The organism is Pseudomonas sp. RIT-562 (assembly GCF_026241895.1).
Taxonomy (GTDB): domain Bacteria; phylum Pseudomonadota; class Gammaproteobacteria; order Pseudomonadales; family Pseudomonadaceae; genus Aquipseudomonas; species Aquipseudomonas mandelii_F.
This window is the reverse complement of record NZ_JAPJIV010000001.1, coordinates 192,991-209,952: the sequence shown is the minus strand read 5'-3', so window position 1 is coordinate 209,952 and position 16,962 is coordinate 192,991. Positions and strand designations below refer to the sequence as shown.

Sequence of the window (16,962 nt, the reverse complement as noted above, 5' to 3'; positions counted from 1 at the left end):
ACAAATCCGATTTCATTAATGCAACCAGTGAACAGCTCCGAAGCCAGCATGTCGTACCTACATCTCACGCCACCGGTTTCGGAGCTATATGGACACGCAAAAAGACGGCAAGACCCCGAACCTCTCGGCCCAGGAAAAGCACGACGTCGACAAGAACCAGCCGCCGCGCGCTGCGGTGCTGCATGAAATCATTCGCACCCAGGGTGATCAGGAGCTGGAACGCAGCGTCGCGGCGCTCTGGTGGTCTGCGCTTGCGGCCGGCCTGACCATGGGCTTGTCCCTGATGGCCATGGGTCTGCTCAACTCCCGTCTGCCGGACGCCGAGGCCTTCAAGGTAATCGCCAGTTTTGGCTACTGCGCCGGATTCCTTGCGGTGATCCTTGCGCGCCAGCAACTGTTTACCGAAAACACCCTGACCGCAGTGCTGCCGGTCATGACCAAGCCGACGCTGAGCAATTTCGGACGGCTGCTGCGCCTATGGAGTGTGGTGCTGGTGGGCAACCTGTGTGGCACCTTGCTGGTGGCTTACGTGATGCTGCACTTGCCGATTTTCGATACCAAGACCGACATGGCCTTTCTCGATATCGGGCGCAAGGTAATGGAGAACGACGCGAGCAAGATGTTTGCCAAGGGCATCGTCTCGGGGTGGATGATCGCCACCATGGTCTGGATGATTCCATCCATGGAAAGCGCCAAGATGTGGATCATCATCCTCATCACCTACCTGATGGCGCTGGGGGATTTCACCCACATCGTGGTCGGTTCGGCCGAAGTGTCGTACCTGGTGTTTGCCGGCGAGTTGCCGTGGAGTGACTTCTGGTTGGTATTTGCCGGCCCGACGCTGGCGGGGAACATTATCGGTGGCAGCTTCATCTTCGCGCTGCTGAGCCATGCGCAGATTCGCAGCGAAAGTGGCCCGCCCAAGCAGAGTGCGGATCAGCAGCCTGACCCGCACAATCTCAAAAAGTAATCAGTGATGCCCGGCCTGTGCCGCTGGCGCAGGCTCATCACGGGTGACGTGTTTGACCAGTTTGCCAATGCTCAACCCCTGCAGCAGGATCGACGACAGCACCACGATGTAGGTGATGCTCAGCAACAGGTCGCGCTCCGGTCCCAGCGGCAGCGCCAGGGCCAGGGCCACCGACACTCCGCCACGCAGCCCGCCCCAGGTCAGAATCCTGATCGTTCCGCGCGGCACGGTGCGCCAACGACGCAGCAGCAGGATCGCTGGCGCTACGGTCAGCAGGCGCGACAGCAGGATCGCAACAGCGAGCAAACTGGCTGCCAGCACATGCAGCCAGTTGAACGGCAGCAGTAAAAGCTCCATGCCGATCAAGGCGAACAGCAGGGCATTGAGCATGTCATCGAGCAACTCCCAGAAGCCGTCCAGATACTTGCGAGTCATGTCGTTCATCGCCAGGTTGCGGCCCAGGTTACCGATGATCAGACCGGCAACCACCATCGCGATCGGCGCGGACACGTGCAGTTCCGAAGCCATGGCCGAGCCACCGATGACCAGTGCCAGGGTCAGCATCACCTCGATCTGATGCTGCTCGATACTCTTGATCATCAGGTACACCAGATAACCGATCAGCCCGCCGAACAGCACCCCGCCAATGGCCTCGTGCGCAAACAGCATCGCGGTCGCGCCGATGGTGGGCGTCTCGCCAAGTTGTGCAATACCCAGCAGCACGGTGAACACCACCACCGCCGTGCCGTCGTTGAACAGCGACTCGCCAACGATCGTGGTTTTCAGTGGCTTGGAGGCGTTGGCCGTACGCAACACTCCGAGCACCGCGATCGGGTCCGTCGGTGAAATCAGCGCGCCGAACAACAGGCAGTACAGGAAGCTCACGTGCCAGCCGAATAGGGCAAAAATGTAATAGGCCAGGCTGCCGATCACGGCGGTGGCGATCAGCACGCCGAAGGTCGCCAGCAGGCCAATGGGCCAGCGATAGCTGCGCAGGTCATTCAGATTGACGTGCAGGGCGCCGGCGAACAGCAGGAAAGACAGCATCCAGTTCATTAGCAGATCGCCGAAGTCAATCTGGCCGATCAGCTGTTGTATGCGCTCTTCAAGGCCGGGATAACCGAGCAAGCTCAGGCCTTGCAGCAGCAAGGAAAATAACAGGGCGGTGACCATGACACCGATGGTGGGGGGCAGGCCGATAAAGCGGAAATTGACGTAAGTAAGCAGAGAGGTAAGGCAGATAAATGCAGCGACAAGCTCAAGCATTCGGGGTCCTTGGGGCAGGTGTATGTCGAAGTCATGAAATGGCGGGCTGACTTCACCCGCGCGCGGGTGGTCAGCTGGCAGTGTTGGCCAGCTGGACTTCTCGCCGTTGTCGGTAGATGAAGTACAGCGCCGTCACCACGGTCAAGCCGCTGACCAGTGCGCCGGTCCAGGGCAGGTCGGCGAGGTCGGCGCCGCTGGCGACTACCAGTCCGCCGATCCAGGCGCCTGCGGCGTTGCCGAGATTAAATGCGCTCTGGTTCAGGGTCGAACCGAGGTTCGGTGCTTCATGGGCCTGGTCGATGATCAGCAATTGCAGGATCGGGCACAACGCAAAAGCGAAAATGCCCCACAACACCAGCGTAATTGCCGCCGGGATCACCGAGTGGCTGGTCTGGGTGAATGCTGCAAGCACCACCACCACAGCCAGGGCCATGCCCACCAAGGACGGCAACAGGCGGCTGTCCGCCAGTCGGCCGCCAAGCATGCTTCCTGCCGTGAGGCCGACGCCGAACAACAGCAGCATGACAGTCACGCCATGGGGGCTGACACCGGTGATGTCCTGCAGGATCGGCGCAATGTAGGTGAACACGCTGAACAGACTGGTCGATGCCAGCACACTCATGCCCAGCGCCAGCAACACATTGGCTTTGCCCAGCACCTTGAACTCGCTGGCAAGGTTGGCCTTGTCCATGGCGATTTCTTTTGGCAGCCACGCCCACTGGGCGATGGCCGCAATTACCCCGATCACCGAGACTGCCCAGAACGTTGAACGCCAGCCAGCGTACTGCCCAAGCGCAGTGCCTAACGGCACGCCCAACACGTTGGCCAGTGTCAGGCCGGTGAACATCATTGCGATCGCCTGGGCCCGTTTATTCGGTGCGACCAGCCCGGCGGCGACCACCGAGCCAATGCCGAAAAACGCGCCGTGACACAGCGCGGTGACTACGCGCGCGGCCATCAGCGTCGCGTAGTTCGGCGCCAGGGCACACAGGATATTGCCGAGGATGAACATCAGCGTCATGCCCAGCAGCGTCGCCCTGCGCGGCATGTTGGCGGTGCCGATCGCGAGGATCGGCGCGCCGAACACCACGCCCAGGGCATACCCGGTGATCAGCAGGCCGGCCTGGGGAATGCTTACCGCAAGGTCGCGGGCGACGTCGGGCAGCAGGCCCATGATGACGAATTCAGTGGTGCCGATGCCGAATGCGGCAACAGCGAGGGCAAACAAGGCGAGTGGCATGCGCAAGGTCTCTGTCGGTAGTCTTGACGCTGTGATCAGGCATACGCATGCCAGGGACCGTTCTGGAACAGAGCGGGTCGCGGGCAAAAGTTATTGGAATTAGTCTTTGCGAAACTGAGTGCGGCGTGGTCGCTTGCAGTATAAACAGCTGCTGACATATGGCGAATCAATTCTCCTAAAGGGGCGGCGATCAACAAAAAAGGAGTGTGCCGTGCTCGCAACGGCGTTGGTGTTAGTGGCGGCGCTGTTACATGCGGCGTGGAATACCCTGATCAAATTCAGCGCCGAGCGGCTGCTGGTCGTCGCCTGCATGGACAGCGTGGCCCTGTTGTTCGTGGCCGTCATGTTGCCCTTCGTGGAGTGGCCTCCAGGGGACATCTGGCCGTGGATCCTCGCGTCGGCGGCCTTCGAGCTGCTTTATCGTTATTTGTTGATCCAGGCTTACCGGGTCGGTGACATCGGGTTGGTGTATCCGCTGATGCGCGGATTATCACCATTGGTAGTGCTGGCGCTGACGCTGATCTTTGCCGGCGAAGTGCTGACCCACCAGCAGATTTTCGGCATTTTGCTGATCCCGCTGGGAATGCTTTGCCTGCTGTGGCAAGGCGGCGGTGGCGTGCGGTTGCCCTGGTCGATGTTGCCGGTGGTGGCGCTGATCGGCCTGTGCATCGGCTGCTACACCTTCATCGATGGCCAGGCTCTGCGGCGCTGGTCGCATCCGCTGGATTACCTGGTGTGGGTGACCCTGCTCAGTGCCTGGCCATTTCCACTGCTGGCGGTGGTGCGCAAGCGACCGGCGTTCATGTTGTTCTGGCGCGAACAATGGCGGCTGGGATTGACGGTCGGATTCTGCGTGCTGTTCAGCTACGCTCTGGTGCTCTGGGCGATGCAACTGGGCTCGATTGCCGAAGCTGCGGCGCTACGCGAGATCAGCGTGATCCTGGTGGTGCTGTTGGGCATGCGCTACCTGAAAGAACCTTTCGGCCGACCACGGCTCTTAGCCTGTGGGCTGGTACTGATCGGCATGCTGGTGATGAAGTTTTAACGCTGATAACAATTCTGGAACTTGAAAAGGGACTGCTTTATGACGGTTGCTCTGTGGTGCATCTTGATCGCGATATTCCTGCCCTACCTCTGCGTTGGCGTGGCCAAGATCAGTGGTGGGTATCGGTTGAAAGACAACCATGATCCCCGGGACTTTCTTGAGTCGTTGAACGGGTTTGGTCGACGCGCGCATGCGGCGCAACTGAACAGCTTCGAAGTAACCCCGGCGTTTGCGGCGGCAGTGATCGTCGCGCACCTGGCCGGCAATGCCGAGCTGGTGACGATCGATGTGCTGTCGGTGTTGTTCATCACCAGCCGGTTGCTCTACATCATTTGCTACCTGGCTGATTGGGCGATCTTGCGTTCGTTGGTGTGGTTTGTGGGGATGGGGTTGATTATCAGTTTGTTTGTGGTGTCGGCGTAACCTAAGAAGATCAAAAGATCGCAGCCTCGGTGCCCTCGGCAGCTCCTACAGGGATTCCTGTAGGAGCTGGCGAAGCCTGCGATTTTTTGACGTTAAGGCTTATCAGCCACCTGCGGTACCTGCGGCAATGCCGCTCCCTTGGGCCACAACATCCAGATCTGCCCCTGCTGTTTCATGTCTCCGGCCAACTGCCCGGCAGCCTCGCCAGTGCCCCAGAACAGATCCGCGCGGACTTCCCCGGCAATCGCTCCGCCAGTGTCCTGCGCCGCCACCGGTCGAACCAGCGCCGTACCGTCCGGGCGGGTGGTGGAGAGCCATAACAGGCTGCCCAGCGGGATCACCTTGCGGTCCACCGCAGCGCTGTAGCCGGCGGTCAGCGGCACGTTGAGCGAGCCGCGAGGGCCTTCGTTGCTGTCCGGGTTGCGGGTGAAAAACACGTAGCTCGGGTTGCTGCCCAGCAGTTCCGGAATGCGTGCCGGGTTGGCCTTGGCCCAGTCACTGATGGCACCCATCGTCACATCTTCTTTTTTCAACTCGCCCTGTTCCACCAGCCAGCGACCGATCGGTCGGTAGGGATGGCCGTTTTGATCAGCGTAGGCAATGCGCAGCTGGCGACCATCATCGAGCTGGATGCGACCCGAGCCCTGGATCTGCAGGAATTGCAGGTTCATCGGGTCGGTCAGCCAGGCCACGACTGGGGCTTTCACGCCTTTTGTTTCGATGGTTGCGGCGTCGTCATAGGGCTTGAGCACCCGACCTTCGAGTCGCCCGCGCAGGCGTTTGCCCTTGAGTTCCGGATAGATGCTGTCCAGGGAGACGATGATCATGTCTTCCGGCACGCCATACACCGGAACATTCGCCACTTCAGTCTGGGTCAGGCTGCCAGGGTAGACGGGTTCGTAGTAGCCGGTAATCAGACCGTTGGGGTTGTCATTGGCGGCACGCAGGCCGTAGACATCCAGATGTTGCTTGAGGAACCCGCGGATTTCGCCGGCGCTTGCCGGTACGTTGGCCGAGGCCGCGCAGGTGGCGCCCCAGACCGCGTCGGCCTTGAGTCGGTTACAGGCACTGCGCCACGAACCGAAACCGGCGATCAGGTCGTTGTCGGACACGGTTGGCAACGCTTCCCAGGTGGCGCTGGAATAAGTCGCCAGTGCGTGGGTTTTTGGTGGAGTGTTCTCGCCGCCGGTGCAGCCGGCGAGCACGGCGACCATCGGGAGAGTCCAGGACAGGCGAGGGCGCCATGCCTTGATGTTGCTGATCATGGAGTAATTCCTTGGCCGGTTGCCCGAGTGCTCCATGCGCTCGAACAACCCATATTGATAATAGGGCTATTGGTCTTTACCGATGACGCGAGGATACTGGCCGCCGTTCCCGTGACCTGAAGCCACCATGACTCTTAAAAGACTTTCCGTTGTATTGCTGGCCTGCCTGACGTTGACTGCTTGTGGCGGCGTCGACCCGAATTCGCCGCTGGGCCAGCGCAAGGCGATCTTCAAGCAGATGCTCAAGACCGGCGAAGACCTGGGTGGCATGTTGCGCGGCCGTATTCCATTCGATGGCGCGAAGTTCGCCGACGGCGCGGTGAAGCTCGATGCGTTGTCCCACGAGCCCTGGAAGCATTTCCCGCAGGTGCGTGAAGAAGATCACACCAGCGCCAAGGATGAGGTCTGGCAAAAACAGGCACGCTTTCAGGAGCTGGCCCGCACGCTTGAAGCCGCTACCGGCGAGCTGGTCGTCGCGAGCAAAGTCCAACCCTACAAGGCCAGCAATCTGGGACCGGCGGTGCAGAAAGTCGAAGACACCTGCAGTGCATGCCATAAAGAGTTTCGGGATCATTGATTTGCAGCGCTCCCCACCGATGCCTTCGCGAGCAAGCCCGCTCCCACACTTGGAATGCATTCTAATTGTGGGAGCGGGCTTGCTCGCGAAGAGGCCGGCCTGAACAGCAGAACTCTCCGGTCAGTATTCGCTATTACTTATCCAACTCATCCAGCGCTTCCTGCAATTCCTTGCGGGACTCTGCCAGTTTGTCTTTGCGCTTGTTGATCTTCTCCGGATCGCCTTTTTTCATGGCCTTATCCAAGTCTGCCTGGCGCTTGCTGACTTCATGCTTGGCGTCGAGCACCTTGTTCTCCCGCTCTTTCTTCAGCGAGGCGTCGGTGCAGTGGGTGGTGACTTCGCTGAGGGCTTTCTCCAGGCCGGCCTGCTGATCAGCATTGCCGTGGGACTTGGCCAGTTCGATCTGGTTGATGATGCCTTGTTTCTTGGCCGCGCAACCGGTCAGCCCGGGAGCCTCTTCAGCGGCCATCAGTGGAGCGGCCATCACGCTGCATAGAGTCAGCAGGGCGAGCGGAGAAAGAAATTTCATAAAAGCTCCATGTGCATAGGCAATCGTGTCGGTGTGCCGATGGGCTGTTTGAGCCGGATCGGTACCTGTGGGTTCCCGTATGCACGGTATTGCCGGCCGCTAAAAACCGTCAACTCCCGCCATACGTAAAGTTTCGCTCAAGGCCAGGACCTGCGGGTCGCGGAAAAAAGCGCTCAATTGCGCCGCGCGTCCCGGGCCAATGCCGGCTTGGGCCTGCCATTGTTCAGTGTCACGTTGTGCCAGTTCCCGCCATGAATCGGCAAGCTGTGCCTGGCCGGTAGGCGGCATGCCCAGCGCATTGAGCCAGCGCACGAAGGGTCGTTGTCGCGCGCTGTTGAAGCTGTTTAAAAGCTGAGCAGTGTTGCGCTCGCCGAAACCGCTAATGTTAGCAAGCTCTTGAGCATCGAGGGTCAACCAATCCAGCAGGCCGTTCAATCGGCCTGTTTCCAGAAGTTTCTCCCAGGTTCCAGGCCCGACTTTGGGCATGTCCAGACCTTGCTTGCCGCTGAGCCAAGTCAGACGCGCGCGAAACTGGCTTGCGCAGCCCGCAGTAGGCTGCCAGCAACTGAGGTGATGAAAATCCGCAGCGTTTGGTACTTCCATTGGCACCCGCTCGACGCTGCGCAGTACGACGCCGTCCAGCCTGGGAATGGTCAGGCCGGCCAGGCTGATGGAAACCTGGTCTCCAGGGCGGATATCCAGCGCTTTCCAGCGCGGCAGCGAGCTGACGCTGACGCGCTTGACCTGGCGATCATCAAGCCAGATCGGTGACACATTCAGGACCGGAGTGATCCTGCCGGTACGTCCGATGTTGAACTGCACCTTGCGAACTTCGGCCAGCGCCTGGGCGAAGGGGTACTTCCACGCGACGATCCAGTAGGGCGCCTTGGCTTGCCAGCGATCGGCAACTGGGCGCTGGTTCTGCCGCAGGATGATGCCGTCGCTGGCGAAGGGCAGGGGCGAGCGATACCAATGCTCGCGCCAGCGCTGCACTTCGGCAAACTCCGCGATCGGGTGGCTGAAGGGCGCGGTGCTGGCGAATCCCAGCGCGTCCAGGGCGGCGATGCGCTCGGTTAGATCGGCCGGGCCTTCTGGCCAATCCCAAGCGAAGAAGCCGATGCCTGCGGCGTCCTCTGCGCCTAATTGCTTGCGCGCCATCAGCCCGGCCACGTTTCCCCGAGCATTGAGGCTGCCAGCACTGGCTTGAACGTGGCCGTCCAGGTGCCAATAAAGTTCGCCCTGCACCACCAGGTCGCGGGGTTGCGCAAGCTGTTGCGGGATCCCGGCAATCTGTCGCGCCGATAGGGTCCAGTCCTTGCCCTGTACCCCGTTGCCGCGACTGATCGCCTGCACCAGCAAGCCTTTTTGGTACACCAGGCTGACTGCCACGCCATCGACCTTGGGCTGAACCCAGACTTCGCTGCGCCCGTTCAGCCATTCTTCGACGGCGGCGCCATCACTCAGTTTTGCCAGCCCGGTGTGTGGGATGGGGTGGGTAATTGAGCCACCTGCGGTGCGCAATGGATCTGTCGGAGCGCCCAGCTTGAAGCATTGCTGCCAGGTCGTCAGTTGTGCGCGGGCTTGGTCGTAAAGCTCATCGGCCACCATGGAGTGGCCCTGGCGGTGATAGCTGTCGTCCCACAGGTCGATCTGTTTTTGCAGGGCGCTGATCTCGTCCTGGGCGCGGGCGGGGGGCCAGTCAGGGCATTGGGACGCGTGGGTGGCGAGGGAAAGGAAAGTCAGGAGAATGGCGATCAACAAGCGCATCTTGAGCGTCCTTGCTCAGTGGGGGTTGTTGAAGATTAGTCAGCTTTGGCTATTTGGAATGTCGGTATTTGTTCAGTTTGTTGCGAGCGCATTGAGGCAATAAAAAACCCCACACGGCGAGCCGTGCAGGGCTTTGGTACCGCCGAGGAAGTCTTACAAACCAGCAGCAGAACGCAGGGCGTCGGCGCGGTCGGTTTTTTCCCAGGTGAACGTGGTGAAGGTGTCGTCGCCCACGGTCTTGGTTTCCGGCGTGCGGCCGAAGTGGCCGTAAGCTGCGGTCTCCTGGTACATCGGGTGCAGCAGGTCGAGCATGGTGGTGATGGCGTAAGGACGCAGGTCGAACACTTCACGCACCAGGTTGATGATTTTCTCATCGCTGATCTTGCCGGTGCCGAAGGTGTTCAGCGAGATCGATGTCGGCTGGGCCACACCGATTGCGTAGGAAACCTGTATCTCGCAACGCTCGGCCAGGCCGGCAGCCACGATGTTCTTGGCCACGTAACGACCGGCGTAGGCCGCCGAACGGTCAACCTTGGAAGGATCCTTGCCGGAGAACGCACCGCCACCGTGACGAGCCATGCCGCCGTAGGTGTCGACGATGATCTTGCGACCGGTCAGGCCGCAGTCGCCCACTGGGCCACCGATGATGAACTGGCCAGTCGGGTTGATGTGGAACTGGGTGTCCTTGTGCAGCAGCTCGGCAGGCAGCACGTGCTTGACGATCAGCTCCATCACGCCTTCGCGCAGGTCTTTGTACGACACTTCAGGGTTGTGCTGAGTCGACAGGACCACGGCGTCGATACCCACCACCTTGCCATTTTCGTAACGGCAGGTGACCTGGGACTTGGCGTCCGGACGCAGCCACGGCAGCAGGCCGGATTTGCGCGCTTCAGCCTGACGCTGCACCAACTGGTGAGAGAAGGTGATCGGTGCCGGCATCAGCACGTCGGTTTCGTTGCTGGCATAGCCGAACATCAGGCCTTGGTCGCCGGCGCCCTGATCTTCAGGCTTGGCACGGTCGACGCCCTGGTTGATGTCAGGGGACTGCTTGCCGATGATGTTCATCACGCCGCAGGTCGCACCGTCGAAACCAACGTCGGAGCTGGTGTAGCCGATGTCGGTGATCACATCACGAACGATCTGCTCCAGGTCAACCCAGGCCGAGGTGGTGACTTCGCCGGCGATGATCGCCACACCCGTTTTCACCAGAGTCTCGCACGCCACGCGGGCGAACTTGTCTTCAGCAATGATTGCGTCCAGCACCGCGTCAGAAATCTGGTCGGCGATTTTGTCCGGATGCCCTTCAGACACGGACTCGGAGGTGAAGAGGGAGTATTCGCTCATCTCGATGTTTTCCTGAATTTACCGATGGTGAGTGTCGCCAGCTGGCCGCTGAAAGTGGCGGACCTGAATCTGGAAACCATTACGTAAGCCTACATAGAGGCTTTCCCCGGGAACGAGTCCCGCAGCGGTGGCCCAACGGGCCAGATCGTCCTGTTCAAACCCCAACCAGAGATCACCGCAGGCCTCCTTGGCCCAACTCTGGTTGTGGCTACATAACTCTGTCACTAACAGGCTACCGCCTGGTTTCAGCAAAACCGCCATGTGCCTGAGGGCATCGGCCGGCGCAGCAAAATGATGCAGCACCATGTTCAGTACTACGCAATCGGCCGTCAGGCTGACCCCGTTCAATGCGTCGGCGAGCTGCAGGCTGACATTGGCCAGGGCTTCGCGTTCACACACCTGGCGCGCCAGTTCAAGCATGGCCGGGCTGTTATCCAGTGCCGTAACGTGCATGAAGCGGCGCGCCAGTTCCGGCAGGAAGGCGCCATCCCCGGGGCCGACTTCGATAGCGGTGGCAGCCTCGCCGAAACCCAGCTTGTCGAGCAGTGCCACCACGCTGTCGCGATACTGCGGCAAGCCGGCGATCAGGTCCTGCTGGGCGCGAAATTTTTCTGCGACCCGTGAGAAAAAATCCTGGCTGGCGGCGGCGCGTTGCCCATGCACCTGACCTATCCGCGACTGCACGTCGGCAGGCAGGGTCAGGTTGTCCACTTCTTCAAGCAGGGCTGCGTGAAGCTTGCCGCCCAGTAGCTCGGTGTGGGGCAGGGCGCGACGATAGAAAATCGCATTGCCTTCACGGCGAGTCGCCACCAGCTCGGCCTGGGCCAGCACCTTGAGGTGGTGACTCATGCCCGACTGACCCATGCCGAAGATCTGCGCCAGTTCCAGTACGCCAAAAGAGTCGTTGGCCAGCACGCGCAACACATTCAGACGCAAAGGATCTCCACCGGCCTTGCAAAGGGCCGACAGCTCATCGCAGTCGTCATGTTGAATAGATGGCACGCGTAAATTCATAAGGCCGGCAGTCTAGTCACGGGTCGGAAGCATCGCAAGAGCAATATCAAAAAGTTTTGATATTGCTCGATAGATGGCACTTCCCGACGCTTCTTTCACTCTACAAAAGGACAGCGGAAAGGTTTCACCAAGCTAAACCGCCGACTGTCGTGGGAAAAACGGCCTCATATGACTATCTGTCATTGCCCCGAGGCCGGTCGGTGAGGGAAAATGCTCGCCTTTTTTCCGATTCGTTTTATTCACTCTCGATTCAATATCCGCAGGAGAACAGCGATGCCCAGCCGTCGTGAGCGTGCCAACGCCATTCGTGCCCTCAGCATGGATGCCGTGCAAAAAGCCAACAGCGGCCATCCCGGTGCCCCTATGGGTATGGCGGATATCGCCGAAGTACTTTGGCGTGACTACCTGAAGCACAACCCGAGCAATCCATCGTTTGCTGACCGTGACCGCTTCGTGCTGTCCAACGGCCATGGCTCGATGTTGATCTACTCGCTGCTGCACCTGACCGGCTACGACCTGTCGATCGATGACCTGAAAAACTTCCGTCAGCTGCACAGCCGCACTCCGGGCCACCCGGAATTCGGCTACACCCCTGGCGTCGAAACCACCACCGGTCCACTGGGCCAAGGCCTGGCCAATGCCGTGGGTTTTGCCCTGGCAGAAAAAGTCCTGGCGGCGCAATTCAACCGTCCGGGCCACAACGTTGTCGATCACCACACCTACGTGTTCCTGGGTGATGGCTGCATGATGGAAGGCATTTCCCACGAAGTCGGCTCCCTGGCCGGTACTTTGGGCTTGGGCAAGCTGATTGCCTTCTACGATGACAACGGTATTTCCATCGACGGCGAAGTCGAAGGCTGGTTCACCGACGACACGCCGAAGCGTTTCGAAGCCTACAACTGGCAGGTGATCCGCAACGTCGACGGTCACGATCCGGAAGAAATCAAGACAGCGATCGAGACTGCGCGCAAAAGCGAGCAACCGACTTTGATCTGCTGCAAGACCACCATCGGCTTCGGCTCGCCGAACAAGCAGGGTAAAGAAGACTGCCACGGCGCCCCACTGGGTGACGCGGAAATCGCACTGACCCGCACCGCGCTGAACTGGAACCACGGTCCGTTCGAAATCCCGGCTGACATCTACGCCGAGTGGGATGCCAAGGAAGCCGGTCTTGCCGCTGAAGCCGAGTGGGATCAGCGCTTTGCCGCCTATTCCGCTGCCTTCCCTGACCTGGCCAACGAACTGGTTCGTCGCCTGAGCGGTGAGTTGCCAGCCGACTTCGCCGAAAAAGCGTCTGCCTACATCGCTGAAGTTGCGGCCAAGGGCGAGACCATCGCCAGCCGTAAGGCCAGCCAGAACGCCCTGAATGCCTATGGCCCTCTGTTGCCTGAACTGCTGGGCGGCTCCGCTGACCTGGCCGGTTCCAACCTGACCCTGTGGAAAGGTTGCAAAGGTGTCACCGGCGAAGACGCCAGCGGCAACTACATGTACTACGGCGTTCGCGAGTTCGGTATGAGCGCGATCATGAACGGCGTCGCCCTGCACGGCGGCCTGGTGCCTTACGGCGCCACCTTCCTGATGTTCATGGAATACGCACGCAACGCAGTCCGCATGGCGTCGTTGATGAAGAAGCGCGTGGTGTTCGTTTACACCCACGATTCCATCGGCCTGGGCGAAGACGGCCCGACTCACCAGCCGATCGAACAACTGACCAGCCTGCGCAGCACGCCGAACCTCGACACCTGGCGTCCAGCCGATGCCGTGGAATCGGCGGTTTGCTGGAAGCTGGCAATCGAGCGCAAGGACGGGCCTTCGGCACTGATCTTCTCGCGCCAGAACCTGCAGCACCAGGATCGCGATGCCGGCCAGATTGCCGACATCGCTCGTGGCGGTTACGTCTTGAAGGACTGCGTAGGCGAGCCTGAGCTGATCCTGATCTCCACCGGCTCCGAAGTGGGCCTGGCGGTTCAGGCTTACGACAAGCTGACTGCACAAGGTCGCAATGTGCGTGTGGTTTCCATGCCTTGCACCAGCGTGTTCGATGCCCAGGATGCCGACTACAAGCAATCGGTTCTGCCGTTGCAGGTCAGCGCCCGTATCGCCATCGAAGCCGCGCATGCGGACTACTGGTACAAGTACGTGGGCCTGGAAGGCCGCGTCATCGGCATGACCACCTACGGCGAGTCGGCGCCTGCGCCTGCCTTGTTCGAAGAGTTCGGCTTCACCCTGGAAAACATCCTGGGTCAGGCTGAAGAGCTGCTGGAAGACTAAAACGTGGATGCGGCAGTCATGTCTTCATGCCTGCCGCGATCCCTGTAGCAGCTGCCGAAGGCTGAATTCGGCCGCGAAGCGGTGGTATTTCCGGCAACGCGTTTCTTCATTTTGAGCGCGCCGTCTGATATACGACCGCTTCGCGGCCGAACGCAGCTGCGCCAGCTGCTACGGGTCCATGTTGTTTACGAGATTTCGTCTGACTGCGTTTATCGAGAACCCCATGCCCCAACCGCGTCCTTACAAAGTTGCACTCAACGGCTACGGCCGGATTGGTCGTTGCGTCTTGCGTGCGTTGTTCGAGCGAGGGGACAAGGCCGGGTTTGAGATAGTCGCGATCAACGATCTGGCTGATATGGCCAGCATCGAATACCTGACACGCTTCGACTCCACGCACGGGCGTTTTCCCGGCGAAGTGAAAGTCGACGGCGATTGTCTGCATATTAATGGCAACTGCGTGAAAGTCCTGCGCAGTGCCACTCCCGAAGGCATCGATTGGGCGTCACTTGACGTCGATCTGGTGCTCGAATGCTCCGGTGCCTATCACACCCGCGAAGACGGCCAGCGTTTTCTCAATGCTGGCGCGCCACGGGTGCTGTTTTCCCAGCCGATGGCCAGCGAGGCGGATGTCGACGCCACCATCGTCTACGGCGTAAACCAGGATTGCCTGACCGGCGCCGAGCTGTTGGTGTCCAATGCGTCCTGCACCACCAACTGCGGCGTGCCGCTGTTGCGCCTGCTGGATAAGGCGATTGGCCTGGATTACGTGTCGATCACCACCATTCACTCGGCGATGAACGACCAGCCCGTGATCGACGCCTATCACCACGAAGACCTGCGCCGCACCCGTTCGGCGTTTCAGTCGGTGATTCCGGTGTCCACTGGTCTGGCGCGCGGCATCGAACGCCTGTTGCCGGAACTTGCCGGCAGAATTCAGGCCAAAGCCGTGCGGGTGCCGACGGTTAACGTGTCCTGCCTCGACATCACGATGCAGACCGCCACCGCCACCGATGCCACCGAGATCAACCGGATCCTGCGCGAGGCAGCCACCAGCGGCCCGCTCAAGGGCCTGCTGGCCTACACCGAGCTCCCGCACGCAAGCTGTGATTTCAACCACGACCCACATTCGGCCATCGTCGATGCCAGTCAGACTCGGGTTTCCGGCCCCAAGCTGGTGAACATCCTGGCTTGGTTCGACAACGAATGGGGTTTTGCCAACCGAATGCTGGACGTTGCAGAACACTACCTGCAAGCAGCTTCTCCACTCTCCGCTTCTCAAAAGCCGTAACTCAGGAAATGCGACCCATGACCGTGTTGAAGATGACCGACCTCGATCTGCAAGGTAAGCGCGTACTGATTCGCGAAGACCTCAACGTCCCAGTCAAGGACGGTGTTGTCACCAGCGATGCGCGAATCCTGGCCTCGCTGCCGACCATCAAGCTGGCCCTGGAAAAAGGTGCGGCCGTAATGGTCTGTTCGCACCTTGGCCGTCCGACCGAAGGCGAGTTCTCGGCCGAGAACAGCCTCAAGCCAGTCGCCGATTACCTGAGCAAGGCTTTGGGTCGCGAAGTGCCGCTGGTAGCTGATTACCTGGGTGGCGTCGACGTCAAGGCCGGCGACATCGTGCTGTTCGAAAACGTGCGCTTCAACAAGGGCGAGAAAAAGAACGCTGACGAGCTGGCCCAGCAATACGCCGCCCTGTGCGACGTATTTGTGATGGACGCCTTCGGCACCGCTCACCGCGCCGAGGGTTCGACCCATGGCGTGGCCAAGTTCGCCAAAGTCGCCGCAGCAGGTCCGCTGCTGGCTGCTGAACTGGACGCACTGGGTAAAGCCCTGGGTTCGCCAGCCCAGCCTATGGCCGCCATCGTTGCCGGCTCGAAAGTCTCCACCAAGCTCGACGTTCTCAACAGCCTGAGCCAGATCTGCAACCAACTGATCGTCGGCGGCGGCATTGCCAACACCTTCCTGGCCGCAGCCGGCCATCCGGTCGGCAAATCCCTGTACGAGCCGGACCTGCTGGACACCGCTCGCGAAATCGCCGCCAAGGTCAGTGTGCCGTTGCCGGTGGATGTGGTGGTTGCCAAGGAATTCGCTGAAAGCGCAACTGCGACCGTGAAGCTGATTGCTGACGTTGCCGCCGATGACATGATTCTCGACATCGGCCCACAGACCGCAGCGAATTTCGCCGAACTGCTGAAATCCTCGAAGACCATCCTGTGGAACGGTCCGGTAGGCGTGTTTGAGTTCGACCAGTTCGGGAACGGCACCAAGGTCCTGGCCCAGGCCATCGCCGACAGCTCGGCGTTCTCCATTGCCGGCGGTGGCGATACCCTGGCGGCCATCGATAAATATGGCGTTGCCGACCAGATCTCCTACATTTCTACCGGCGGCGGTGCGTTCCTCGAATTCGTCGAAGGCAAGGTCCTGCCGGCTGTTGAAGTCCTGGAAAGCCGGGCCAAGGCCTGAGGTCGGCTCCGTTGACCAGGAAAGGGAGTGTTCACATGGTCAAGACGTTAGCGCTGTTGATCGTGGTGGCTTCGTTGGCTGCTTGCGGGAGCAATCCCAAGGCGACGCCGGAGCCGGCACCGTCCGAGGTGGAGAAAGGCTGCTACCAGGCTGACTGGCAGGCCGAGACCAACCCGGTGATCAACAAGCGTTCCGGGCCTGATGGCCTGGACAAATATGAGACCCGGACCCCAGCCAAGGAACATGGTTGCCCTTGACGGGTCTGACTCTTTTACCCAGTGCTGGTGGCGGACGCTGTCAGCCGAGGAACATGGATGAAAGGTATTATCGCCGTTACGGCATTGGCATTGCTGGCAGGTTGCTCAAATTTCAACCTGTTTACGCCTGCCGAATCGACAGACAACTGGACCACCTGGACCTGTGACAGCCAGGCCAAAGTGTTGTGGCGCTACGCCGATGCCAGTCGCGAGGCAGTTGATGTGCGCCTGGGTGGTGCCGATCAGGTCTACCGCCTGAAGCAGGAGCCTGGCGCCTCGGGTGCGCTGTACAGCAACGACATGTTGGCGTTTCACATGAAAGGTGAGGAAGGCCTGGTTTACTGGGTCGCCACCAATGATTTGATAGGCCGCGGCTGTAAAGCCGAGTAAGACGATTTATTGATTTACAGAGATCCAAATGTGGGAGCGGGCTTGCTCGCGAAGGCGTTGGATCAGCTTGCATAGATATTGAATGTATAACCGCATTCGCGAGCAAGCCCGCTCCCACAGGGGATCTGTGTAGTT

General features: G+C 60.2%; 16 protein-coding genes. 9 read left to right on the top strand and 7 right to left on the bottom strand.

The genetic code is table 11. The annotated features are described in order from the left end of the window. The first annotated feature begins 88 nt into the window (after nt 1–88). Entirely contained in the window at nt 89–970 is an 882-nt protein-coding gene (locus tag ORL50_RS00920; protein ID WP_266009283.1) for a formate/nitrite transporter family protein, read from the top strand. Here the strand turns inward: ORL50_RS00920 and ORL50_RS00915 are convergent, their stop codons facing one another. Next, nucleotides 971–2,236: a cation:proton antiporter gene (locus ORL50_RS00915; protein ID WP_266009281.1), complete on the bottom strand. Its 1,266-nt coding sequence runs from the start codon at nt 2,234–2,236 to the stop codon at nt 971–973. Between the two features lie 70 nt (nt 2,237–2,306). After that, the gene (locus tag ORL50_RS00910) at nt 2,307–3,476 is read right to left on the bottom strand and encodes an MFS transporter (RefSeq protein WP_266009279.1); all 1,170 of its coding nucleotides are present in this window, start codon (nt 3,474–3,476) and stop codon (nt 2,307–2,309) included. A 211-nt stretch (nt 3,477–3,687) separates the two neighbouring features. Here ORL50_RS00910 and ORL50_RS00905 point away from each other — a divergent pair, with 211 nt between their 5' ends. Further along, nucleotides 3,688–4,521 carry an EamA family transporter gene (locus tag ORL50_RS00905; protein ID WP_266009277.1) on the top strand — a complete coding sequence of 278 codons (834 nt, stop codon included), beginning with the start codon at nt 3,688–3,690 and terminating at the stop codon, nt 4,519–4,521. Nucleotides 4,522–4,560: 39 nt separating this feature from the next. After that, the gene (locus tag ORL50_RS00900) at nt 4,561–4,944 is read left to right on the top strand and encodes an MAPEG family protein (protein ID WP_266009275.1); all 384 of its coding nucleotides are present in this window, start codon (nt 4,561–4,563) and stop codon (nt 4,942–4,944) included. A 92-nt stretch (nt 4,945–5,036) separates the two neighbouring features. Here the strand turns inward: ORL50_RS00900 and mltA are convergent, their stop codons facing one another. Further along, the gene (mltA, locus tag ORL50_RS00895) at nt 5,037–6,209 is read right to left on the bottom strand and encodes a murein transglycosylase A (protein ID WP_266009273.1); all 1,173 of its coding nucleotides are present in this window, start codon (nt 6,207–6,209) and stop codon (nt 5,037–5,039) included. A gap of 127 nt (nt 6,210–6,336) precedes the next feature. Here mltA and ORL50_RS00890 point away from each other — a divergent pair, with 127 nt between their 5' ends. Next, on the top strand, nt 6,337–6,786 hold the full coding sequence (locus ORL50_RS00890; protein ID WP_266009271.1) for a c-type cytochrome: 450 nt from the start codon (nt 6,337–6,339) through the stop codon (nt 6,784–6,786). Nucleotides 6,787–6,919: 133 nt separating this feature from the next. Here ORL50_RS00890 and ORL50_RS00885 read toward each other — a convergent pair whose 3' ends face one another. The 4 genes from ORL50_RS00885 to ORL50_RS00870 form a co-directional block, all read right to left on the bottom strand. Continuing rightward, a complete protein-coding gene (locus ORL50_RS00885) occupies nt 6,920–7,315 on the bottom strand; it encodes a DUF1090 domain-containing protein (RefSeq protein ID WP_266009269.1) in 396 nt (131 codons plus the stop codon). Between the two features lie 99 nt (nt 7,316–7,414). Continuing rightward, nucleotides 7,415–9,082 (bottom strand): NAD-dependent DNA ligase LigB, encoded by a 1,668-nt coding sequence (gene ligB / locus ORL50_RS00880; protein ID WP_266009267.1) that lies wholly within the window; start codon nt 9,080–9,082, stop codon nt 7,415–7,417. A 153-nt stretch (nt 9,083–9,235) separates the two neighbouring features. Then, on the bottom strand, nt 9,236–10,426 hold the full coding sequence (metK, locus tag ORL50_RS00875; protein WP_266009265.1) for a methionine adenosyltransferase: 1,191 nt from the start codon (nt 10,424–10,426) through the stop codon (nt 9,236–9,238). A gap of 18 nt (nt 10,427–10,444) precedes the next feature. After that, nucleotides 10,445–11,440 (bottom strand): ArsR/SmtB family transcription factor, encoded by a 996-nt coding sequence (locus tag ORL50_RS00870; protein WP_266009263.1) that lies wholly within the window; start codon nt 11,438–11,440, stop codon nt 10,445–10,447. 273 nt (nt 11,441–11,713) lie between these two features. On the opposite strand from ORL50_RS00870, the gene tkt reads away from it, so the two are divergent. From tkt to ORL50_RS00845, 5 genes are all read left to right on the top strand, one after another. After that, the gene (tkt, locus tag ORL50_RS00865) at nt 11,714–13,711 is read left to right on the top strand and encodes a transketolase (protein ID WP_266009261.1); all 1,998 of its coding nucleotides are present in this window, start codon (nt 11,714–11,716) and stop codon (nt 13,709–13,711) included. Between the two features lie 223 nt (nt 13,712–13,934). Continuing rightward, nucleotides 13,935–14,999, top strand: a complete 1,065-nt coding sequence (gene epd, locus ORL50_RS00860; protein WP_045059864.1) for an erythrose-4-phosphate dehydrogenase — start codon at nt 13,935–13,937, stop codon at nt 14,997–14,999. A 17-nt stretch (nt 15,000–15,016) separates the two neighbouring features. Further along, entirely contained in the window at nt 15,017–16,180 is a 1,164-nt protein-coding gene (locus ORL50_RS00855; protein ID WP_266009258.1) for a phosphoglycerate kinase, read from the top strand. Between the two features lie 35 nt (nt 16,181–16,215). Then, nucleotides 16,216–16,437, top strand: a complete 222-nt coding sequence (locus tag ORL50_RS00850) for a hypothetical protein (protein ID WP_266009256.1) — start codon at nt 16,216–16,218, stop codon at nt 16,435–16,437. A 57-nt stretch (nt 16,438–16,494) separates the two neighbouring features. Continuing rightward, complete coding sequence (locus ORL50_RS00845; RefSeq protein ID WP_266009254.1) at nt 16,495–16,827, top strand: MliC family protein; 333 nt, start codon at nt 16,495–16,497, stop codon at nt 16,825–16,827. Nucleotides 16,828–16,962 lie beyond the last annotated feature (135 nt).